The organism is Streptomyces sp. NPDC004134 (assembly GCF_042874195.1).
Taxonomy (GTDB): Bacteria; Actinomycetota; Actinomycetes; order Streptomycetales; family Streptomycetaceae; genus Streptomyces.
This window is the reverse complement of the sequence record NZ_JBIAMS010000031.1, coordinates 25,968-47,964: the sequence shown is the minus strand read 5'-3', so window position 1 is coordinate 47,964 and position 21,997 is coordinate 25,968. Positions and strand designations below refer to the sequence as shown.

The 21,997-nt window shown below is 72.5% G+C and carries 14 protein-coding genes; 4 read left to right on the top strand and 10 right to left on the bottom strand.

The window, feature by feature from the left end; genetic code table 11:
* Positions 1 to 404: 404 nt before the first annotated feature.
* Entirely contained in the window at positions 405 to 2,024 is a 1,620-nt protein-coding gene (locus tag ACFYVJ_RS30235; RefSeq protein WP_388898175.1) for a beta-N-acetylhexosaminidase, read from the bottom strand.
* Positions 2,025 to 2,162: 138 nt separating this feature from the next.
* Here ACFYVJ_RS30235 and ACFYVJ_RS30230 point away from each other — a divergent pair, with 138 nt between their 5' ends.
* The 3 genes from ACFYVJ_RS30230 to ACFYVJ_RS30220 are packed head-to-tail and all read left to right on the top strand — an operon-like array spanning position 2,163 to position 6,699.
* Positions 2,163 to 3,461, top strand: a complete 1,299-nt coding sequence (locus ACFYVJ_RS30230; protein WP_388898172.1) for an ROK family protein — start codon at positions 2,163 to 2,165, stop codon at positions 3,459 to 3,461.
* Positions 3,458 to 5,398 (top strand): ABC transporter permease subunit, encoded by a 1,941-nt coding sequence (locus ACFYVJ_RS30225; protein ID WP_388898168.1) that lies wholly within the window; start codon positions 3,458 to 3,460, stop codon positions 5,396 to 5,398. The genes ACFYVJ_RS30230 and ACFYVJ_RS30225 overlap by 4 nt, the downstream gene beginning before the upstream one ends.
* 8 nt (positions 5,399 to 5,406) lie before the next feature.
* On the top strand, positions 5,407 to 6,699 hold the full coding sequence (locus ACFYVJ_RS30220; RefSeq protein WP_388898165.1) for an extracellular solute-binding protein: 1,293 nt from the start codon (positions 5,407 to 5,409) through the stop codon (positions 6,697 to 6,699).
* A 198-nt stretch (positions 6,700 to 6,897) separates the two neighbouring features.
* Here the strand turns inward: ACFYVJ_RS30220 and ACFYVJ_RS30215 are convergent, their stop codons facing one another.
* The 7 genes from ACFYVJ_RS30215 to ACFYVJ_RS30185 form a co-directional block, all read right to left on the bottom strand.
* Positions 6,898 to 9,828 (bottom strand): glycoside hydrolase family 3 C-terminal domain-containing protein, encoded by a 2,931-nt coding sequence (locus ACFYVJ_RS30215; protein ID WP_388898162.1) that lies wholly within the window; start codon positions 9,826 to 9,828, stop codon positions 6,898 to 6,900.
* 91 nt (positions 9,829 to 9,919) lie between these two features.
* On the bottom strand, positions 9,920 to 10,927 hold the full coding sequence (locus ACFYVJ_RS30210; protein ID WP_388898282.1) for a LacI family DNA-binding transcriptional regulator: 1,008 nt from the start codon (positions 10,925 to 10,927) through the stop codon (positions 9,920 to 9,922).
* Positions 10,928 to 10,979: 52 nt separating this feature from the next.
* Complete coding sequence (yicI, locus tag ACFYVJ_RS30205) at positions 10,980 to 13,313, bottom strand: alpha-xylosidase (RefSeq protein WP_388898159.1); 2,334 nt, start codon at positions 13,311 to 13,313, stop codon at positions 10,980 to 10,982.
* Positions 13,314 to 13,340: 27 nt separating this feature from the next.
* Positions 13,341 to 14,105 (bottom strand): carbohydrate ABC transporter permease, encoded by a 765-nt coding sequence (locus tag ACFYVJ_RS30200; protein ID WP_388898279.1) that lies wholly within the window; start codon positions 14,103 to 14,105, stop codon positions 13,341 to 13,343.
* Between the two features lie 53 nt (positions 14,106 to 14,158).
* The gene (locus ACFYVJ_RS30195; protein ID WP_388898157.1) at positions 14,159 to 15,151 is read right to left on the bottom strand and encodes a carbohydrate ABC transporter permease; all 993 of its coding nucleotides are present in this window, start codon (positions 15,149 to 15,151) and stop codon (positions 14,159 to 14,161) included.
* The gene (locus ACFYVJ_RS30190) at positions 15,148 to 16,452 is read right to left on the bottom strand and encodes an ABC transporter substrate-binding protein (protein ID WP_388898154.1); all 1,305 of its coding nucleotides are present in this window, start codon (positions 16,450 to 16,452) and stop codon (positions 15,148 to 15,150) included. Before ACFYVJ_RS30190 ends, ACFYVJ_RS30195 begins: the two co-directional genes overlap by 4 nt.
* Positions 16,453 to 16,686: 234 nt before the next feature.
* A complete protein-coding gene (locus tag ACFYVJ_RS30185) occupies positions 16,687 to 17,691 on the bottom strand; it encodes an NADP-dependent oxidoreductase (RefSeq protein WP_388898150.1) in 1,005 nt (334 codons plus the stop codon).
* An 80-nt stretch (positions 17,692 to 17,771) separates the two neighbouring features.
* On the opposite strand from ACFYVJ_RS30185, the gene ACFYVJ_RS30180 reads away from it, so the two are divergent.
* Complete coding sequence (locus ACFYVJ_RS30180; RefSeq protein ID WP_388898147.1) at positions 17,772 to 18,710, top strand: LysR family transcriptional regulator; 939 nt, start codon at positions 17,772 to 17,774, stop codon at positions 18,708 to 18,710.
* Positions 18,711 to 18,749: 39 nt separating this feature from the next.
* Here ACFYVJ_RS30180 and ACFYVJ_RS30175 read toward each other — a convergent pair whose 3' ends face one another.
* Entirely contained in the window at positions 18,750 to 20,024 is a 1,275-nt protein-coding gene (locus ACFYVJ_RS30175; RefSeq protein WP_388898144.1) for a lactonase family protein, read from the bottom strand.
* A gap of 227 nt (positions 20,025 to 20,251) precedes the next feature.
* Positions 20,252 to 21,889, bottom strand: coding sequence for an FAD-binding oxidoreductase (locus tag ACFYVJ_RS30170; RefSeq protein ID WP_388898142.1), 1,638 nt, complete (start codon positions 21,887 to 21,889; stop codon positions 20,252 to 20,254).
* Positions 21,890 to 21,997 lie beyond the last annotated feature (108 nt).

The window sequence follows — 21,997 nt, the reverse complement described above, 5'->3', positions numbered from 1 at the left end:
GGCGAAGACCGCCCGATTCCGGCAGTGCTTTTCCGGAGCACAACGGCGAGGCGGGCTTCTCCCCGTGGGAGGCGCTACGACTCTGGACCGGCGAACCGGAGGACGGCCGCGCGGGTGCGATCCCGGCCGACGCCGAAAGCCTGGTCCTCCCGAACTCCCAGGCCGCGCGCGGTGTCGCTGCCCACGCCGACAGCTATGACCGGCTGCGATGACGGAACCCGAGACGCCGCCATCTCGCAGACCCCAGCGCGGGCCGCACAAGCGGGGTGGTCCGGAAGCGCGGCGCTCAGCCGCGGCGTCCGGCGCGGGCCACCCGCCCTCGAACCCGACCAGTGACTTCCTGCGGTCGCCGGAGTCGGGGCGGGGGCCGACCAACCCGGCCGCCCCCGGCCCCGCGCCACCCCCTACCTGATGTTCCTCGTGTCCGCCTCCACCTCCGCCAGGTACTCCTCCAGCGTCACCGGCCTCCCCCGCACCCCGGGCCGCCGCTCCCACGGCCTCGGGCCCTCCGGCCTCCGGTACTCCACCCCCAGGGCCTCCAGCCGGTCCAGGTGGTGCGCCAGCCGGTCCGCGAAGGCCGCGCCGTCACGCGTCGCGTCGCACCACACCGTCTCCGCGAAGGCGCTCATCCGCGGGAACGCCTGGTAGTCCAGGGCCCGGGCGTTGTCGATCGCCTCCGTCCACAGGCCGCACTGCGCGCCGATGACGAGGTCCGCCGCCGGGGTGCCGCGGAGTTCCGCCGGGACCGGTTCGAAGGCGTAGACCTCCTCGACCGGCAGGACCGTGCCCACCGGGACCGGTTCGTCCGCCGAGTCCGACGCGCGGTAGTCGAGGTAGACCTGGCGGGCCGGGCTCGTGACGACCTGGTGGCCCTCGCGGGCCGCCCGCACCGCGCCGTGGTTGTCGCGCCACGACACGATCGTCGCGGCCGGCGGCAGGCCGCCCTCCAGGATCTCGTCCCAGCCCAGCAACTGCCGTCCCCGCGCCTCCAGATGGTCCGAGACCTGCCGGATGAACCAGCTCTGCAGCTCGTCCTCGTTGCGCAGCCCCAGCTCCGCCATCCGCGTCTGCGCCGCCGGGCTCGCCTTCCACTGGTCCTTCGGGCACTCGTCGCCGCCGACGCAGATGATCGGGCTGGGGAACAGCTCGATCACCTCGTCGAAGACGTTCCGTACGAAGTCCAGCGTCCCGTCGGAGACGTCGAGGATGTTCGACTTCACGCCCCAGCCGGTCTCCACCGCCAACTGCGCCCCGGTGTTGCCCAGTTCGGGGTACGCCGTGATGGCGGCCTGCGTGTGGCCCGGCACGTCGACCTCCGGCACCACCAGGATGTGCCTGGCCGCCGCGTACGCGACGATCTCGCGGATGTCGTCCTGCGTGTAGTAGCCGCCGTGCGGCCGGCCGTCGCCCGTCTCGTTCCAGCCCGGCTTCGACTCCGTGCGCCAGGAGCCGATCTCCGTCAGCCGCGGGTAGCGCTTCACCTCCAGGCGCCAGCCCTGGTCGTCGGTGAGGTGGAAGTGGAGCACGTTCAGCTTGTGCAGCGCCATCTGGTCGAGCACGCGCAGCACGTCCCGCTTGGTGAAGAAGTGCCTGGCCACGTCCAGCAGCACGCCCCGCCACGCGAACCGCGGCCGGTCCTCGATCTCGACGCCTGCCAGGACCCACGGGCCCTCGTCGAGCGCGCTGTGGCGCAGGGTGTGCGGCGGCAGGAGCTGGCGCAGCGTCTGCACGCCGTAGAAGGCACCGGCCGGGCCGCCCGCGGTGATGCGGATGCCGTCGGGGCCGATCGTCAGGCGGTACGACTCCGGCCCCGCACCCGGGTCCGCGGCCAGGTCCCCGGACAGGGCCAGCTCGATCCCGCCCCGTCCCGGCGGCAGCGTGCAGCCCGTGCCGGGCAGGAGCTGTTCGCGCAGGACGCGGGCGACCGGGGCGAGCGCGGGATCGGCGACGTGCAGCGGGGTTTCCGGGCCCAGGGCGTACGAACCGTGGCGGGGGGAGCTGCGCGACGGCGTGGGGATGATCAAGGTCGGTCTCCGTTCGACGGGTTGACGCTGGCGTTCTCCACTCCATATAAAGGGCTCCATCGTAAATATGTAAAGGAGTCCATCGTTACTCCGCCGTGCGTCCTTCACGGCAGGCGGTGGGCTCGGGAGGGCGTGGCTATGGCATCGGCAGCGGAGCTGGGCGGGGACCTGTCCCGGCTGCGGCATCTGAACTCGCTCGCCGTCGTGGACGTGCTGCGCGGCGCCGAGCCGCTCACCCTCACCGCGGTCGCCGAGCGGACAGGACTGTCCCGGCCGTCCACCAAGGACGTCGTCGGCCAGCTCGTGGAGCTGGGCTGGGTCCAGGAACTCGGGCCCGCGCAGGGCACCGTCGGGCGGCCCGCGCGGCGGTACCGGTTCCGGGCCGACGCCGGGCACGTCGCCGGCATCGACATCGGTGTCCACAGCGTGCGCGCCGCCATCGCCGACCTCGACGGCACCGTCCACGCCCAGACCCACCGCACCGTCAGCCCCGCCACCCCCGTCGACGACCGCATCGCCGCCGCCGACCTGGCCGTCGCCGACTGCCTGACCGCCGTCGGGCTGCGGCGCGAGGAGTTGTGGGCCGTCGGCGCCGGCACCACCGGCGTCGTGGACCGCGCCGGCACCGTGCAGTTCTGCGCCGGCGTCGCCAACTGGACCGGCGTCGACCTGGCCGCCCGGATCGGCGCGCTCTTCCCCTGCGCCGTGCAGATCGACAACGACTCCCGCCTCGCCGCCCTCGCCGAGCGCCAGTGGGGCGTGGCCAAGGGCGTCGACGACACCGTCTTCCTGCACGCCGGCCGGCGCACCGGCGCCGCGCTGGTCGTCGGGGGGCAGGTGCACCGCGGCTTCGGCGGCGTCGCCGGCGAGGTCGGCATGCACCCCGTGACGCACTGGGTCACCGCCGCCTCGTACCTCCACGACTGCCCCGCCGTCCCCCCGGGCGTGCCCAAGAGCGACGCCGCGCGGCACACCTTCGCCGCCGCCCGCGGCGGCGACCCCGTCGCCGTGGCGGCCGTCGAGCGCTACTGCGACGACCTGGCGCTGGGCACCGCGGCGATGGTCATGACCCTCGACCCCGAACTCGTCGTCCTGGGCGGCGCCTTCTCGCGCGCCGCCGACGTGCTGCTGCCGCGGCTGCGGCGGCGGCTGGAGGACGTGTGCCTGCGGGTGCCGGAGCTGCGCGCGTCCGCGCTCGACGAGGAGTGCGTCGCGGTCGGCGCGATCGGGCGGGCCGTGGCGTATCTGGACGGCGAACTGTTCGGCGGTGCCGCCGGGCAGATCGTCCCGCTGCACGACCTCGCCGCCGGCGACGGGAAGACAGCAGAGTCCCCAGGCCACCCGGGCGATCAGCGCCACCCGGGCGTGCGGGCCCAGCGGCGCGATCCGGGCGATCAGGGCGCCCCGAGACCTGATACAGCAGGAGGTGCCCGTTGACGACGACGCCCCGCACCGAGGCGACCGCCGATCCCGTACGGAACGAAGGCGGCGCCCCGCCGACACCCCCCGGCCCCCGGGGCGGCACCGCGCCGCCCCGGGTGAGCCCGCTTCGCGCCCTGTGGCGGCGGACGGTCCCCGTCCGCTGGCTGGCGCCCAGCACCCTGCTCATCGCGGCCGTGATCGTCTTCCCGGCGGTCTACATGGTCGGGATGTCCTTCGTCGAGATCAACCGCATCGGCCTGACCGACGGCTTCGCCGGTCTGGACAACTACCGCAGCCTCTTCGCCGAGGACGAACTCCCCGGCGTCGTCGGCAACACCCTCCTATGGGTCGTGGTCGTCGTCGGCCTCACGGTCCTCGCCTCCCTCGCCCTCGCCCAGTTCCTCGCCAAGGACTTCTTCGGCCGCCGCTTCGTGCGGCTCGCGCTGATCGTGCCGTGGGCGACGTCCCTGGTGATGACCGCGACCGTCTGGCGCTTCATCTACGAGGGCGGGAACGGCCTGCTCAACCGGCTGCTGATGGATCTGAAGATCCTCGACTCGCCGGTCGACTGGTACAAGGACCCGGACATCGCCTTCTACTCGCTGATGGCGGTCGGGGTCGTCACGTCGATCCCCTTCACGGCGTACGTCCTGCTCTCCGGGCTGCAGACCATCCCCGGCGAGGTGATGGAGGCCGCGAAGATCGACGGCGCCGGGCCGTGGACCACCTGGCGCCGGGTGACGCTGCCGATGCTGCGGCCCTCGCTGACCGTCGCGCTCGTGCTCAACATGCTGCACGTCTTCAACGCCTTCGCCCTGATCTGGGTGATCATGGGCAAGACGGCCGGCAACCACGCCGACACCTCCGTCACCTTCATGTACAAGATCGCCTTCACCGGCCGGCTCGACACCGGCGAGGCCGCCGCCCTCGGCGTGCTCAACGTGATCGCGATCAGCCTCCTCATCGCCGTCCTCATCAGACTCCTCAAGGGCCGCGACCCGCTCGCCCCCGGCAGGGAGCGCAGGGGCAGCGAGGCGGCCGAGGCCCTCGGCCGCCGCACCCGGCTCGCCTCGGCCGCCCTCGCCCGCGGCGTGCGCCCCGTGACCGGACCGCTGGCCGCCGGGTGGCGGCGGGTGCGGCACGTCGGGCTGCCGCTCGCGGGGCTCTGCGTCGCGCTGTTCTTCCTCGCGCCGTACGTCGCGATGTTCCTCGGCTCGCTGAAGACCGACGCCGAGCTGTTCCAGGTGCCCGCCGACTACCTGCCCGACGAGTGGGCCTGGTCCAACTACGCCGACGTGTGGGACAAGATCCCGCTGGCCGACTACTTCAAGGTCAGCCTGATCGTCGCGCTGGTCTCCACCGCCGTGGTGCTGCTGATCGCCGCGCCCGCCGCGTTCATCCTGGCCCGGACGACGTTCCGCGGCCGGGGCGCGTTCCTCGGGCTGGTGCTGGTCTCCCAGATGTTCCCCGCGGTGGCGCTGCTCATCGGCCTGTACCGGGAGGCGGTGTTCACCGGCGGGATCCACAGCTACTGGTTCATCATCGCGGTCAACTGCGCCTTCAACATCGCCTTCGCGATCTGGATCATGCACACCCAGTTCAGCTCCATACCCGTGGAGATAGACGAGGCGGCGATGCTCGACGGGCTCGGCCGCTTCCGGATCATGGTGCGGATGGCGCTGCCGCTCGCGGCCCCCGCGCTCATCACCGTCACCATCTTCACGTTCATCCAGGTCTGGAACGAGTTCGTCATCTCGCTGACCGTCTTCAACGAGCCCACGGAGAACCGGGTGCCGCTCACCGTCGGCGTGCAGCAGTTCGTGGGCCTGTACGAGACGAACTACCAGTACCTCTTCGCCGCCTCCCTGATGGCGATCGTGCCCGCGGTGATCCTGTTCGCGCTCATCGAGCGGTACCTGGTCAGCGGCCTGACGAAGGGCAGCACCAAATGAGCCACCCCGTGCCCGGCAGAGGTCCCGGCAGCAGGCCAGGCAGCAGGCCCGGCAGAAGGGCCGTCCTGCGCGCCGGCGGCGCGCTCGCCTCCGCGTCCGCGCTCGGCGCACTGGCGGCGGCCTGCGGCCGCCCCATCGCGGCCGGCGACCCGAACGCCATCAAGGTCGTCATCGCGCAGTACACCGACGGCACGCAGCCGTACTGGCGCAAGCTCGTCGCGAAGTTCGAGGACAAGCACCCCGGCAAGAGCGTCAAGCTGCAGATCATCGACTGGGGCAACCTGCAGACCCAGATCAACACGATGGTCCAGACGGGCCAGTTGCCCGACATAGCCAACCTCAACCTCTTCGCCGACTACGCCGACGCCGACCTGCTGCACCCCGCGGAGGACGTCCTCACCCCCGAGGTCTACGGCGACTTCATGCCCGCCTTCGCCGACAACGCCTCCTTCCGCGGCCGGCAGTACGCGCTGCCGTTCCTCGCCACCGTCAACGGCATGTACTACAACAAGGCGATCCTGCGCGAAGCCGGCTTCGACGGGCCGCCGGAGACCCGCGACCAGTTCCTCGACGCCGTCGACCGGATCAAGGCGCTGCCCGGGAAGTACGTCCCGTACGGGCTGGCCCTCGGCATCGAGTCCGGGCACTACGAGTTCGGCACCTGGGCCCGCGCCAACGGCGGCGGCTGGACCGCGAACGGCAGGTGGGCCATCGACAGCGACCGCAACGTCGAAACGCTCGGCTTCCTCCAGGACCTCAGCAAGCGCGGCTACACCCAGCCCAACCCCGGCCAGACCAACCGCCCCGACGGCACCTGGCCGCTGTTCGCGCAGGGCAAGGCCGCGATGGTCTACGGCGCCTTCGGCGCGCGGGCGTTCCTGGACCTGATCGAGAAGGGCGACGTCGACTACGGGCTCGCCGTCCACCCGGTCAGCCACGGCGCCGAGCCGGTCGCGCACGGGATCCAGGACTACCTGATGGCGTTCAGGAAGTCCGGCAACCGCGAGCTGATCCGCGACTTCCTCAGCTTCTTCTACCGGCCGGAGAACTACGTGCCGTACCTGAAGACCGAGGGCCTGCTGCCCACCACGCAGTCGGCGGTCGACGTGCTCAAGGACGACCGGCGGGTCGGGCGGTACGTGGGGATGACGGGGCGGGCCCGGTTCGACCCCACCACGCGGCCGGTCTGGGCCGAGCTGCTCGGGGTGATGGGCAACGACCTGGGCAAGGCCGTCAGCCAGAACTCGGCGCCGGAGAAGGTGCTCCGCGAGTTCCAGTCCATCGCGGTCTCCGGGGACTGAGGGCCCTCCGGGCACGTCCCCGGAGCCCCGCGAGCCCCTTGAGTCCGGTGAGCCCCGACGCCGCCGGTTGCCGTGTCCTCGGGCCGGCGGCGTCGGACCGGTGTCCGCGGCGGGCGGCCGTCCTCCCGCCCGCCGCGGACCACCAACCCGCGGGCCGCGTACGCGCGGACCCGGCGACGTGCCCGGGGAGCGCCGGGCTCAGCTCAGGGAGAAGTCCGCGATACGCACCCCTTCACCCGGCACCAGATACACGTCCCGGCGCCCGGCCGCGCCCCGCATCGCCGCCGTGACCTCCTCGTACGCGTACCGCGACCCCGTGCTGCGCACCACCGCCCGGCCCGCCGGCGGGCCGTCCGGCGCGTCCAGCCGCACCTCCAGCGTGGCCTCGCCCGGCGACTCCTTCGCCACCCGCGCCACCAGCCGCCGCGCCCCGCGCCGCAGGTCGGCGTCCGCGAACAGCAGCCAGGCGCCCGCCGACTCCGCGCCGACCGCCGTGCCCCGCGGCTTCGACTCGTCGACCAGCCGCACGCCCGCGTAGTCGTCGAAGTTCTCCGCCCGCGTCGTCCGCCGCAGATCCCGCGGCGGCACCGTCTCGCCGTCGATGGCCAGTTCGGCCCGCACGCGGATGTCCCCGGACGAGGCGCCGACGAGCACGTCGTAGGTGCTGCGCTCCACCACCCAGCGCTCGCGGGTCACGTCCCAGTGCGCCAGCGCCGCGCGCGGCAGCGGCAGCGTCACCGTGCGCGTCTCGCCGGGCCGGAGGCTGACCTTGTCGAACGCCTGGAGCTTCTTCAGCGGCTGCTGCACCCGGGAGTCGCGCTGCCGGGTGTAGAGCTGCACGACCTCCGCGCCCGCGCGCCGGCCGGTGTTGGTGACCGGCACGGCGACGGCGTCGCGCAGCAGCCGCGGGCGGCCGTAGCGGAAGGTGGTGTACGACAGGCCGTGGCCGAAGGGGTAGAGCACGTCGCCGGTGAAGTACTGGTACGTGCGCCCGTACTTGATGTTGTCGTACTCCAGGATCGGCGGCAGGTCGGCGGCCGAGCGGTACCAGGTCTGGGTGAGCCGGCCCGCCGGGTTCACGTCGCCGAACAGCACGTCGGCCAGTGCGCGGCCGGTCTCCTGGCCCGCGTGGGTCGTCCACACCAGCGCCGGGACGTGCTCCTGCTCCCAGGTCAGCGTGGTGGGGTAGCTGTTCTCGACCACGACGACGGTCCGGGGATTGGCGGCGAGCACGGCCCGTACCAGCGCCGACTGGGTGGCGGCCAGGCCCATGTCCTCGCGGTCGTCGGTCTCGCGGGCGTTGATGAAGGGCATCGAGCCGACGACGACGATCGCGGTGTCCGCGGCCCGGGCCGCCGCCACGGCCTCGTCGATGCCGTCTCGAAGCGTTTCGAGGGTGTAGCGGGAGGCGTCGGCGGCGGTGCCGAGGACGAGTTCGCCGTCCCCTGCCCGGGCGCGGAGGTAGACGGCGTCGCCGAGCCAGTTCTCGTAGCCCGCGTAGCGCAGCACCACCGTGCCGTCGTCCTGCTCCTCCGGCCGGAACAACTGCGAGACGAACCAGCCGTTGGGCTGGTCCTGGTCGTTGAAGAACCGGTACCCCCCGCCGTCCGGGTCCCGCATGCCGACGACCTTGCCGTTGGCGGCGGCCCGCAGCGTGACGATCCCCTCGCCCCAGCCGAAGACGTCGAACTGCTCGGTCTCGCCCGCCGCCGTCGCGCCCTCCGCCAGCGCCGCGCCCCCGGCGCCGCGGCCCGCGGTGACGTAGCGGCCGGTGGCGGCGTTCCGCAGCGCCACCCGGTCGACGGCCTCGCTGGTCGTCACCTCGGCGCCGGCGCCCAGCCGGTCGGCGATGCCGCGCAGCGGCGTGATCGCGTACGGCAGGCTGCCCGAGTACCAGTCGGTGTAGAGGGTGTCGGCCAGCGGGCCGACGACCGCGACCTTCCGCAGCTTGCGGGCGTCGAGCGGCAGCGCGCCGCGGTCGTTCTTCAGCAGCACGACCGCCTCGGCGGCGGTGCGGCGGGCGAGCTTGCGGTGCGCGGGGCTGTCGACGACGGACCTGTCGAGGTGCCCGTACGGGCCGCCGTCCGCGGCGAAGTCGCCGAGGCGGGCGCGGATGTCGAGGATGTGCCGTACGGCGGTGTCGACGTCGGCCTCGGTGAGCAGGCCCTGCGCCAGCGCCTCCCTGACGGCGGCGGCGGTCGGGCCGCCGTCGGTGTCGTCGGTGGTGAAGCTGTCGACGCCGGCCCTGAGGATGGCGGCGTCGGCCTCGGCGAGGGTGCCGAAGTACTTCTGCGAGCCGGTGGCCGGGAGGTTGTTGGGGGCCCAGGCGTCGGTGACGTTGAGCAGGGTCCGGTCGGTCCAGGTGCGTACCGAGGCGTTCAGGTCGGTGACCGTGCAGGGGCGGCCGTTGACGAGGTTGTACGCGGTCATGACGCCGCACGCCGCGTCGGCGGAGATCGCCGCCCGGTAGGCCGGCTCCTCGTACTCCTTGAGCACCCGCGGGCGCAGGTCCGAGGAGGTCTGGTCGCGGCGGACCTCGTTGTTGTTGGCCAGGTAGTGCTTGACGAGGGGTGCCGTCTTGAGGTTGTCGGGGTCGCCGCCGGTCAGCCCGCCCGCGTAGGCCGTGGAGATGACGCCGGTCAGGTACGGATCCTCGGAGTAGCCCTCCTCGTTGCGGCCCCAGCGGGGGTCGCGCAGCAGGTTGACGACCGGCGCCCAGACATTCAGGCCCCAGCCGGCGGGGCGGTCGTGCTGGAGGCCGCGCACCTCGTCGCCGACGGCGGCGCCGACCTCGCGGATCAGGCCGGGGTCCCAGGTGGCGGCGAGGCCGATCGCCTGCGGGAAGACGGTGGCGGGGCCGAGCCAGGCCAGGCCGTGCAGGGCCTCGGTGCCGGTGCGGAACGCCTTCATCCCGAGCCGGGGGATGGCGGGCTGCCACTGGTGGAGCAGGGAGATCTTCTCGTCGAGGGTGAGCTGGGAGAGCAGTTCGCGGACCTTGGCGGCGGCTGCCGAAGCGGCCGGTGTGGCCGGCCCCTTCGGGGCCGCCGCGGCGGTGCCGGCGAGTGCGGTGGTGAGGGAACCGGCCAGCGGGAGCGCCAGCGGGGCGGCGAGAACCGTTCTTCGTTTCACGTGCGCGACTCCTTCTGATCCAGTCGAATCGCTTCGACTACGCGATGAGTTGCTCCGTTCCGTCACACAGAGGCCCGGCTCCGCCGGCCGCTCAGCCGGCGCGCGGCGCCGTCGTCGCCCGCCGGGTCAGCCACGGCGGCAGCATCGTCGCCTCCGGCACCTCCCGCCCGTCGAGCTTGCCCATCAGCAGCTCCACGGCCCGTGCCCCGATCTGCGCGGACGGCACCGCCACCGACGAGATCGGCAGCGGCGCCTGCTCCGCCAGCTCGTCCGGGCAGATCGCCACCACCGACAGGTCCTCCGGCACCCGCAGCCCGAGCCGTCGGAACGCATCGATCAGCGGCTGCACCACCGGCTCGTTGTGCACCACCACCCCGGTCAGCTCCGGGTGCTCCCGCAGCAGCCGCTCGGCCATCGCCTGCGCCGCCGCCGGGGTCGCCTCGCAGGGGTGCACCGTCGACGTCAGCCCCCGCTCGTCGGCCGCCGCGGTGAAGCCCTGGGTGACGCGCTGCGCGAAGCCCGTCTCGCGCAGATACACCTCGGGCGGCGAGCCGACGAGGGCCACGCACCGGTGCCCCAGCTCCGCCAGATGCGTCACGCAGGCGCCGCCCGCCGCCGCGAAGTCCAGGTCGATGCAGGTCAGTCCGGTCGGGTCGGCGGGGAAGCCGATGAGCACCGAGGGCCGGTCCAGGGCCCGCAGCAGCGGCAGCCGGGCGTCGTGCAACTGCACGTCCATCACGATGAGCGCGTCGACCAGCGCCGTGTCCGCCACCCGCCGCAGCCCCTCCTCGCCCTCCTCCTGGGTGAGCAGCAGCACGTCGTGGTCGTGCTGCCGCGCCGTCGTCACCACCGACACCGCGAACTGCATGACGACCGGCACGTGGATCCCGCTGCGGAACGGGATGACCAGCGCCAGCACGTTGGACCTGCTGCTGGCCAGCGCGCGGGCGCCGGCGTGCGGGCGGTAGCCCAGCTCGCGGATGCTGGACTCGATGCGCTGCCGGGTCTCGTCGGAGATCGGGCGCTTGCCGCTGAGCGCGTACGAGACGGTGCTCGGCGACACCCCGGCGTGCCGGGCCACATCGGTGATCTTGACCATCAACTCCCCCTGCTCGACCGGCCGGACGTCCGACATGCCGGACAGCCGGACCTTAGCCCAGCTCCGCGACGAGGACGCCGCGGCCCGCGGCCGCGTGCACCGTGGGCCCGCCGACGACCTCCAGCGCCCAGGGCCCGCCCGGGCCGTCGCCGCCGCCCGAGCCCTCCGCACCGGCCGGGCCACCCGCACCCGCCGCCTCCCCCTCGCCCGCCGACGCCCGCACCGTGCCGCCCTCGCACACCACCGTGAACACCCGCCCCCCGACCGGCACCCGCACCCGCTGCCCGGGCCGCAGCCCGTACGCCCGCAGCGTCACCCCGTCCGCGTAGTCGTAGTCCGGCCGGTCGTCCACCGCCCCCACCGGGAGCACCGCCCCCGGCCGCACCAGCACCGGCGCGCTCGCGAACCCGTGCCGCTCCCGCACCCACCGCGGCCCCCGCACCTCCTCGCCGCTCAGCAGATGCGTCCACGTACCCTCCGGGACGTAGTACGAGACCTCGCCCCCGTCGCTGAACACCGGCGCCACCAGCAGGTCCGGCCCGAGCATGTACTGCCGCTCCAGATGCGTGCACGCCCGGTCCTCCGGGAACTCCAGCGCCATCGGCCGCATCATCGGCACCCCCGACTCGTGCGCCTCGCGCGCCACCGCGTCCAGATACGGCATCAGCCGCAGCTTCAGCTTCGTGAACACCCGCAGCACGTCCACGGCCTCCTCGTCGAAGAGCCACGGCACCCGGTACGAGGACGAGCCGTGCAGCCGGCTGTGCGACGACAGCAGCCCGAAGGCGATCCACCGCTTGAACAGCGCCGGCGACGGCGTGCCCTCGAAGCCGCCGATGTCGTGGCTCCAGTAGCCGAAGCCCGACATCCCCAGCGACAGCCCGCCGCGCAGCGACTCCGCCATCGCCTCGTACGTCGACTCGCAGTCCCCGCCCCAGTGCACCGGGAACTGCTGGCTCCCGGCCGTCGCCGAGCGCGCGAAGACCACCGCCTCGCCCTCGCCGCGGTGCTTCTTCAGCACGTCGAAGACGGTCTGGTTGTAGAGGTACGTGTAGTAGTTGTGCATCCGCTCCGGGTCGGAGCCGTCGAAGTACGCGACGTCCGTCGGCACCCGCTCGCCGAAGTCGGTCTTGAAGCAGTCCACGCCCATGTCGAGCAGCGCCGCGAGCTTGCCCGCGTACCAGGCGCGCGCGTCGGGGTTGGTGAAGTCGACCAGCGCCATCCCCGGCTGCCACTTGTCCCACTGCCACACCCCGCCGTCCGGCCTGCGCAGCAGGTAGCCGGCGTCGCGGCCCTCGGCGAAGAGCGGGGAGCGCTGCGCGATGTACGGGTTGATCCACACGCAGATCCGCAGCCCCCGCTCCTTCAGCCGGCGCAGCATCCCCGCCGGGTCGGGGAAGACCCGCGGGTCCCACTCGAAGTCGCACCAGTGGAACTCGCGCATCCAGAAGCAGTCGAAGTGGAAGACGGACAGCGGCAGATCGCGCGCGGCCATCCCGTCGATGAAGGAGGTGACGGTCTCCTCGTCGTACGAGGTCGTGAACGACGTCGACAGCCACAGCCCGAACGACCAGGCCGGCGGCAGCGCGGGCCGGCCGGTCAGCGCCGTGTACTTGCGCAGGATCTCCTTCGGCGTCGGCCCGTGGATGACGTAGTACGTCAGCTCCTGGCCCTCGACGCTGAACTGCACCCGCGACACCGCCTCCGAGCCCACCTCCAGCGACACCCGCCCGGGGTGGTCGACGAAGACGCCGTAGCCGGCGTCGGTGAGGTAGAACGGCACGTTCTTGTACGCCTGCTCGGTGGCCGTGCCGCCGTCCGCGTTCCAGACGTCCACGACCTGGCCGTTCTTCACCAGCGGCCCGAAGCGCTCGCCGAGCCCGTAGACGTGGGTGCCGACGGTGAGCCCGAGCTGCTCGCGCAGATAGTGCCGGGCCGGGCCGCCGCCGGGGGCGTCGGTCTCCATGATGGCCATGCCCTTGGACCCCGAGGAGGTCAGCGGCTTCAGCCCGTCGGCGGTGAGGAAGTCCAGCCGCCACGGCCCGCCGCGCGCCACCCGCAGGGCGAGGCCGCCGGCGGTGAGCAGGGCGTGCTCGTCGTCGTACGAGACCTGCGCGTGCGGCCCGGTCCCGGCGAGCTGGAAGCGGGGGCCGGCGTCGGTGCCGCCGTCGAAGTGGGTGAGGGTCACGCCGATCACGTCGGGCATGGGGGAGTGCACGGAGACCGTCATGACCGGGCCCTTCAGCAGATCGCCGCGGTGCCGGATGGGCTGGGTCGGTGCGTGCACGTCCAGCGTGCCGTCCCCGGCGGTGACGTCGAGCACCTCGACGGGGTACGCGGCCCGGACACCCGGACGCAGCATCCAGTAGCCGTCGGTGAACTTCATGCGCAGCCTCTCGGGGTCACTTGGGGATCACTTGACCGCGCCCGCGGCGATGCCGCGGGTCAGGGTCCGCTGGAAGATGAGGAAGAACGCGATCGCCGGCAGCACGCCCAGCAGGGCGGCGGCGTTCGTCATCGTGGCGTCCATGTCCCGCTGCCCCTGGAGCACGCCCAGGGCGACTGACACGGTCTGGTTGTCGTCCGAGACGAGCATGACCAGCGGCAGCAGGAACTCGTTCCAGGTCCAGATGAAGAACAGCACCATCAGCACGCCGATCGTCGGCCGGCTGACGGGCACCACCACCCTCCACAGCACCTGCCACTTGCCGGCCCCGTCGATCCGCGCGGCCTCGATCACCTCGCGCGGGAACCCGCCGAGCACCGAGGCCAGCAGATACGTGCCGAAAGCGGACTGCACGACGGTGAAGACGATCACCACGCTCAGCCGGGTGTCGTAGAGGCCCGCCTCCTTCGACAGGTAGTAGACCGGGTAGACCAGCGCCTCCTGCGGCAGCATGTTCGCCAGCACGAAGAACGCCAGCACGTACGGCCGCCCGCGGATCCGGCCGATGCCGATGGCGTAGGCGCTGAGCACCGACAGCACCACCGCGAGCACCGCCACCGAGCCGGAGATCAGCACCGAGTTCCACAGCTTCTGCCCGAAGTCGACGCGCTCCCAGAAGTCCGCGAGCCCGTCGAGGTACACGCCGTCCGGCATGCTCAGCGGCCCGTCGCTGGAGTACTCCTCCGGCGACTTCACCGCGTTCATCAGCACCACGAAGAACGGCAGCACCATGAACGCCGCGCCCAGCACCAGCGCCACGAGCACCGGGTACTTCCTGACCGCGGTCACGAGTTCTCGTCCTCCGCCCTCGTCTGCAGCTTCAGGGCGACGACCGCAAGCGCCAGGATGAGCACCGTGAGGACGGTGGAGATCGCGGCGCCGTAGCCGGCCTGGAAGTTCTCGAAGAAGTTCTGGTACGCGAAGTACGACGGGACGTTCGTCGCCCCGCCCGGGCCGCCGCCGGTGAGGACGTACACCATGCCGAAGACCTTCAGCGCCGCGATCGTGCACCACAGCAGCACCACCGCGATCTCCGGCCGCAGTTGCGGCAGCGTCACGTGCCAGAACCGCCGCCACCAGCCCGCGCCGTCCAGCTCCGCCGCCTCGTGCAGCGCCGGGTCGACGCGCTGGAGCCCGGACATGAAGATCACCAGCGGGAAGCCGATCTGCACCCACACCATCACGGCCATCACGCTGTACAGCGCCCAGTCCGGATCGCCGAGCCAGTCCTGCTGAAGCGCGTCGAGCCCGACGGCGCCCAGGAGTTCGTTGAGCGAACCGCTCTCCGGCGCCAGGATCCAGCTCCACACGATGCCGGCGACCGCGATCGGCAGCACCTGCGGCAGATAGAAGCAGGCCCGCAGCACGGCCACCCAGCGGCTGCCGGCGTGCCGGCCGACGAAGTCGAAGAGCGCCGAGGCGAGCACCAGCCCGAGCGCGGTCGGGATCAGCGCCATCGCCGCGACCATGGCCAGGCTGTGCCGGAAGGACTCCCGGAAGTCGTCGTCGCCGAGGAGCCTGTCGTAGTTCTCCAGACCGGTGAACTCGGGTGTGCCGACGCCGCTCCAGTCGGTGAAGCTGATGCCGGTGTTCATCGCGAACGGCACCACGATGACGACGAGGAACGCCAGCGCGCCGGGCAGCAGGAAGAGCGCGTACGAGCCCTCGGTGGACGTCCGGTGCGCACGGCCGCCGCGGGCCGGGCGCCGCCGCCGGCGGGAGGGGGTCCGACTCCCGCCGGCGGCGCGGGCCGCGTCCTTGGAGACGGCGGCCGTCATTCTTCGAGCACGTTCTCGTCGTACTCGGCCTGGAGCGACTCCAGCACGTCGGCCGGGTCCGCGCTGCCGGTGAGGAGCTTCTGCGTCTCGGAGGTCATCGAGTCGTAGAAGCCGTTGGCAGGCCAGTCGGGGTAGTAGGCGAGGCCGTCGTTCCCGGCGAGGGCCGTGTAGTCCTCGATGAGGGCCTTCGACTGCGGGTCGGTGATCGCGGCGGCGTCGGCCGCGACCGGGACGCCGCCGTTGTTCCCCAGGACGTTCTGGATGCCCTTCTTCATCGTGATGTCGATGAAGTCGTACGCCAGCTCCTTGTTCTCGGCGCCCTCGGGGACCACCCACAGGTTGCCGCCGGAGCCGAGGGTCAGGTCGCTGCCGGGCCACAGGAAGGTGTCCCAGTCGAACTTCTTCACCTCGGCCTGGAAGCGCCCGAACCACCAGCTTCCGGAGAAGAGCATCGGGTGCTTGCCCTGGATGAACGAGACGCCGGCGTCCTCGGCCTTGGTGCCGGAGGAGTTCTCGGCGATGTAGCCCTTGCCGACCCAGTCGGCGAAGGTCTCGGCGGCGTACGTCCAGGCCGCGTCGGAGAAGTCGGTCTCGCCGCCCATCTGGAAGGAGTCGACCCACGCCTTGTCGGCCCGGCTGAGCGCGAGCTGGTAGAGGTACTGCTGCGCCATGTACTCGGCGCCGGCGTTGGCGAACGGGGTGATGCCGGCGTCCTCGAACGCCGCGAGCGCGTCCTCCAGCTCCGCGAACGTCGTCGGGACCTCGACGCCGTGCTCCGCGAAGAGGTCCTTGTTGAAGTAGACCATCGTGAACTCGGCGTAGTTGGGGATGCCGTACCAGGCGCCGGAGCCCATGACGCCGCTCTCGTCGTAGCGGCTGGTGGTCGCCACGGTCGGCGGCACGGCGTCGGCCCAGCCGCGCTTCTCCGCCTCGGCGGTGAGGTCGGTGAGCAGGCCCTGGCGGGAGAGCTGGCCCGTGGTGGCGTTGCCCTTGTTGTACTCCATGAGGTCGGGCGCCTGGTCGGAGTTGAGGACCTGCGGGGCGGTCTTCTGGATCTGCTCGAAGCCCTTCTCCTCGAACTCGACCTTCACCCCCGGGTGGCTCTCCTCGAACTCGGCGACGGCCTCGGCCCACGCCTTGCCCATGGCGCTGTCGGGGCCCTCGTAGTGCCAGAGCCGGAGGGTCTTGCCGTCGCCGGAACCGCCGCCGTCGGAGCCGCCGCACGCGGCGAGCGTGCTCAGCGACAGGGCTCCCGCCAGGGCGGCAGCCAGCAGGCGCGCCCTTCTCCGTGCCTTCAACATCCACTGCCTCCGGGAGAGTTGGCCTCGTCGAATCGGTTCGATGAGGGGTGTCGAAGCGCTTCGACGGAGGAAGGTAGGGAGGGCCCGGCGGTATGTCAATGGCGTTGACAAATGACGTCGGCGAACGGGACGCGGCGGGAGGGGCCGGCCACCGGCGGGCGTGAACGGCGGCGGTGGCGCGCGGCGGTGGCGGGCGGGGCCGGGGTGTGCGGAAGGCCGGCACACCCCGGGCCGTCAGACGTCCGCCCCGGCCGCCCGCACGATGATCTTGCCCTGGTTCGCGCCCCGGAGCATCCCCAGGAACGCGTCGACGATGCCGCCGAAGCCGTCGACCACGGTCTCGTCGAGGGTGACGCGGCCACTTTGCAGATGCGGCACGACGAACGCGTACAGCTCCTCCTGCGCGTCGGCGTGGTTGCGGACCAGGAAGCCCTCCATGCGCAGGCTCTTCTCGACGATGTCGGGAAGGTTGCGCAGCGCGTAGGGCGTGCCGGTGGCGTTGTACTGGGCGATCGTGCCGATCCGCACGATCCTGCCGTACTCCCGCAGCGAGGAGATCGCCGCTTCGAGGTGCTCGCCGCCGACGTTGTCCATGTAGACGTCGATCCCGCCGGGCGCCGCCCCGGCGAGCAGCTCGGCCGCCGGACCCGAGTGGTAGTCGAAGACCTCGTCGTAGCCGACGTGTTCGGTCAGATAGGCGGCCTTCGCCGCCGTGCCCGCGCTGCCGACCAGCCGCCCCGCGCCCATCAGCCGGGCGAGCCGCCCGGTGGCCGTGCCCACGCCGCCCGCCGCCGCCGAGACGAACACGTCCTGGCCCTCCCGCAGTTCCGCGACGCGGGTCAGACCGACGTAGGCGGTCAGCCCTGTGCCGCCGAGGATGCCCAGGTGCGCGGAGAGCGGTACGCCGTCGAAGCGGGGGACGGGGCGCGCCTGGCCGGGGGTGACGACGGCGTGGCTGCGCCAGCCCTGCCGGTGGAAGACGATCTCACCCTCGGGGAGCGACGGATGGCGGGAGCGCACGACCCGGCCGATCGTGCGGCCCTCCAGCGGCGCGTGGAGCGCGAAGTCCCCGTCCATCATCTCGCGGTGGTAGGGGTCCACCGACCAGTACAGGTTCTCCACCAGCGCCGTTCCCGGGCCGGGAGCCGGGATCGCGGACCGGACGAAGGCGAAGTGGCCGGCCGTGGGGAAGCCGTGGGGGCGGGCGGTCTGGTGCACGGTGAGCGCGGTCTCGGTCATGGCGGTGACCGTACGGAGGAAATACGGACGCCGGAGAGAGGGTTGCGCTCATGGAACGGTCCGAGCCATGAAGGACCCTCATGGAAGCAGGTGGGACCGCTGTGACAGCCACGGACCTCGCCCCGCACGAGCTGCGCGTCCTCGTTGCCGTCGATCGCGAGCGCGGGTTCTCGGCGGCGGCCAAGGCCCTCGGGCTGACCCAGTCCGCGGTCTCGCACTCCATCCGCGGGACGGAACGCAAGGTCGGCGCGGTCCTCTTCGAGCGGGGCCGCAAGGGCGCGACCCCCACCGCGGCCGGTGCCGCCGCTGCCGCCCACGCCCGCCGGGTCCTGCGGCTCCTCGACACCCTGGCCGCGGAGGCCCGCGCCGCCGGGCGCGGCACGGTCGCCGGGCCGCTGCGCATCGCCGCCTTCCGCAGCGCCGCCCTCTTCCTGCTCCCGCCCGTCCTCGAGCACCTCACCGAGCGCCACCACGGCATCGAACCGGAGGTGTACGTCGTCCGCGAACTGGGCGCGGGCACCGCGGGCGAGGTCGCCGAGGGGCGCGCCGACGTGGGTATCGCCACGATCGGCGCCGGGTCGTCCCTGCCCGGCGGGCTCGTCGGCGACGTACTCCTGGAAGAGCCCTACGCGCTGGTGCACCCGGCCGGCCACCCCGCCCCGCGCTCCCTGCCCCTGGTGGACTGGCACGAGAACTGCGGCTCCTACACCCGCCGGTGGTGGGCCGAGCAGGACTGGATCCCGAAGGCGACCGTCCTGACCGAGGACGACGGAGCGGTGCTCTCCATGGTGAGCAGAGGTCTCGGCATGGCGATCATGCCCGCGCTCTCGCTGCACGACGCACCCGACGGCGTCACGGTCGCCGATCTCGGCCCCGGACGGCCGACCCGCTCCGTGGGCTACCTCACCACCCCGGAGCAGGCCGCCGGCGCCTCCGTCCGCGCCCTGATCCGCGCACTCAGAGCGGTCGTTGCCGGCCCGGTTCCCGCGCCGCCGCGGCGCCCGGTGAACTCCGGCTGAGAGCGGCGTGGCCCGGGAACGGGACGGCACCGGAGGCCGTCACTTCGGCAGTACGCCCCCGAAGGCCACGCACGCCGGGCTCGGTGCGGCGGCGGTGGCGCCGGTGCGGCGCAGGGCGCCGGAGCGGGTGACGCGGAACGACACCACGTCGTCGCTGTTCTGGTTCGCCACCAGCAGCACGTCGCCGGCCGGGGAGAGGGCGAAGTGCCGCGGCCAGGCGCCCTCGGTGGAGGTGGTCTCGCGCAGGTCGAGCCGCCCGTCGGCGCCGACCGCGAAGCGGGCGATGCTGTCGTGCCCGCGGTTGGACACGTACACCGTCCTGCCGTCCGGGTGCACGGCGACCTCCGCGCAGTAGCTCTCGCCGGTGAAGCCGCGCGGCAGCGTGCCGAGGGTCTGCAGCCAGCGGAACGTGCCGCGGGCCGCGTCGTACGTGAAGGCCGTCACCGACGACGTCAGCTCGTTGACGACGTAGACGAACCGCCCGCCCGGGTGGAACGCCAGGTGCCGCGTGCCCGAGCCGGAGGCGACCTGCATGAACGGCAGTGGGTTCGGCGTCAGCTTCCCGGCCTCGCCGTCCAGCCGCCAGGCCCAGACGCGGTCGGTGCCCAGGTCGGCGCCGAAGACGTATCCGTACGCCGGGTCGAAGGCGACCTGGTGCGGGTGCGGCCCGTTCTGGCGCTCGGGGTCGGGGCCCGTGCCGGTGACGGTGACGGTGTCCGAGACCGGCTGGGGCGTGCCGTCCGCGCCGAGCGGGACGACGGCGAAGGTGGCGCCGCCGTAGTTGGCGACGATCAGGTGGCCGCCGCGCTCGTCGAGCGCGCCGTGCGCGGGGACGCCGGGCACGGGCTGGTCGCCGGTGCGGGTCAGCTCGCCGGTGGCGGTGTCGATGGCGTACGAGACGACGCCGCCGCCCTTCTGCCCGTTCCAGGTGCTCACCTCGCAGACGGCGTAGAGCACGGGCAGCCGCGGATGCACCGCCAGCCACGAGGGGTTGGGGACGCCGGGCACCTCCTGGATGGGGGTGAGGCGGCCGTCGCCGGCCATGCGGAACGCGGCGAGCCCGGCGGGGGCGCCGGGGCCGCCGGCGTAGCCGCCGACGTAGACGGCGCGGGGGCCGCGGGCTGCCGCCGCGGCGGAGGCGGGCGCCGCGGCCGCGGGTGCGGCCGACGCGGGCGAGGCGGAGCCCAGCGCGGGAACGACGCCCGCCAGCGCCGCAGCGCCGAAGACCGGCAGCATCTGGCGCCGGCTCGGTCCTGTGGGGCTTTCGGCGGCGGGTGGTGCATCGGGTTCGGGGGGCGGGGCGGAGGCGTGCAAGGCGGTGCTCCTCTCGTGGCGGGGACGGTCACCGGTGGAGCGGGTGGCACGGGGTTCGGGCGGTGGTGCGGGGTGGCGCGGGACGGGGAAGCGATTCGATACGGGGCTGTTCGCAGTATGCGGTCCGGTCGCGGCGTGCGGACCGCCCGGGGCACGTGAACCGGGCGCCGCGTCCCGCCCCTTCGCCGTACGCCACCCGCCCGCGCACCCCCGGCCCGCCGCGCCGCCTACTCCGGCAGCCGGACGGACTGGGCGTGGCGGAACACGTTCCCCGGGTCGTACGCGGCCTTGACCCGCTGCAGCCGGACGTACGCCTGCTTGTAGTACAGGTCGTGCCAGGGGGTGTCCGAGGTGTTCCACTGCGGGTCGCCGAGGTCGATGTCCGGGTAGTTGATGTAGCACCCGTCGTTGACCTCGTTGGGGACGGGGACGCCGCCGGTGTCCGCGTACACGTCGCGGTACATGTTCCGGATCCAGCCGAGCTTCGCCGCCTCCTCCGACTGCTCGCTCCAGTACGCCTGGTACTGGAGCTTGATGATCGAGTCCCGCTGCGGAGCCGCGGTCGCGTCCGTGCCGACCGCGTTCACCTGCGCGCCGTACGAGTCGATCGATACGAGCGCGCTGCGCTGGTCGGTCTCGGTGAGGTTCTTGTACATCGCCGATATCTGCTCTTCCGGGAACGCCCGCCGCAGGTACGCCGACTTGTAGTCGCCCCGCCCGCCCCAGCCCGAGCCGCCGAGCTGGCGGGTGGCGACCAGCCACGGCCGCGACTGCGGCGCGAAGAGGTCGGGCATCGCCCGCATCTCGTTCGTCGAGAGGGTGGCCGGCTGGGCGTCGCCCATGTGGCCGCCGATCTCGGCCAGGAAGTCGTCCAGCTTGCGCGCCGCGTCCGGCTGCGTGGCGTCGATCTGTGTGGTCATCGAGATCGATCCGCTGGCCTTCGTGCTGCACACGAGCATGCTGAACATGCCGGCGTACGGGTTGCCGGGGGCGCTGTACTCCTCGTAGAAGCCGCTGTAGTTGCGCAGCAGGGTGCGGAAGCGGTCCTCGTTGATGTTGCTCCAGGGCCACGACTGCTGGTGCACGTACACCTCGCCGGGCGGCTGCGGCAACTGCTTCTCCGGCGCCAGCCGCTCGGTGCCGGGGGCGCGCAGGAAGTAGCGGGTGACGATGCCGAAGTTGCCGCCGCCACCGCCGGTGTGCGCCCACCACAGGTCGTGGTGCGGGTCGTTCTTGTCGCTGCTGGCCACGATCGCGCGGGCCTTGCCCGCGGCGTCGACCACCACGACCTCGACCGCGTGGATGTAGTCGACCGTCAGCCCGAACGCCCGGGACAGCAGCCCGAAGCCGCCGCCCTGGATATGCCCGCCGGCGCCGACGGAGGAGCAGGAACCGCCCGGGATCGTCACCCCCCAGACGCGATAGAGCTCCATATAGACCTCCATCAGCGTGCAGCCGGGCTCGATGACGAAGGCGCGTCTCTTTTGGTCGTACGAGATGTCGTTCATCGCCGACAGATCGATGACGACCTGGGCGTCGGAGTGGTAGACGAATGCCTCGTAGCAGTGGCCGCCGCTGCGTACGGAGACGCGCTTTCCGGCCCGTACGGCCTCCTCTACCGCGGCCACCACCTGCTCGGTGGCCGTGGCCACCCGGACCGCCTCGGGATCGGCGCGCCAGCGGCCGTTGCTGCCGGAGACGAAGTCGGGATAGCGGGCGTCGGCGGGGGTGATGGTCGAGGCGGGCACGCCGCGGGCGGCGGCTCCTGCCGAGGTCGCGGCGGCGAGCTGGCCGGTGCCGAGGGCGGCGGCACCGCCCACGGCCGCGCTTGAAAGAAGAACTTTCCGGCGTGAGACGTTGTCCATGAGAAAACTCCCGTCGGCGCAGAGGGAAATGGGCAGCACAAAGTCAGGCGGCACGCATTTGCGTAGGCAGAAGAATTTCGTCGGGGCGGCGCTCGATGCGGGAAGATG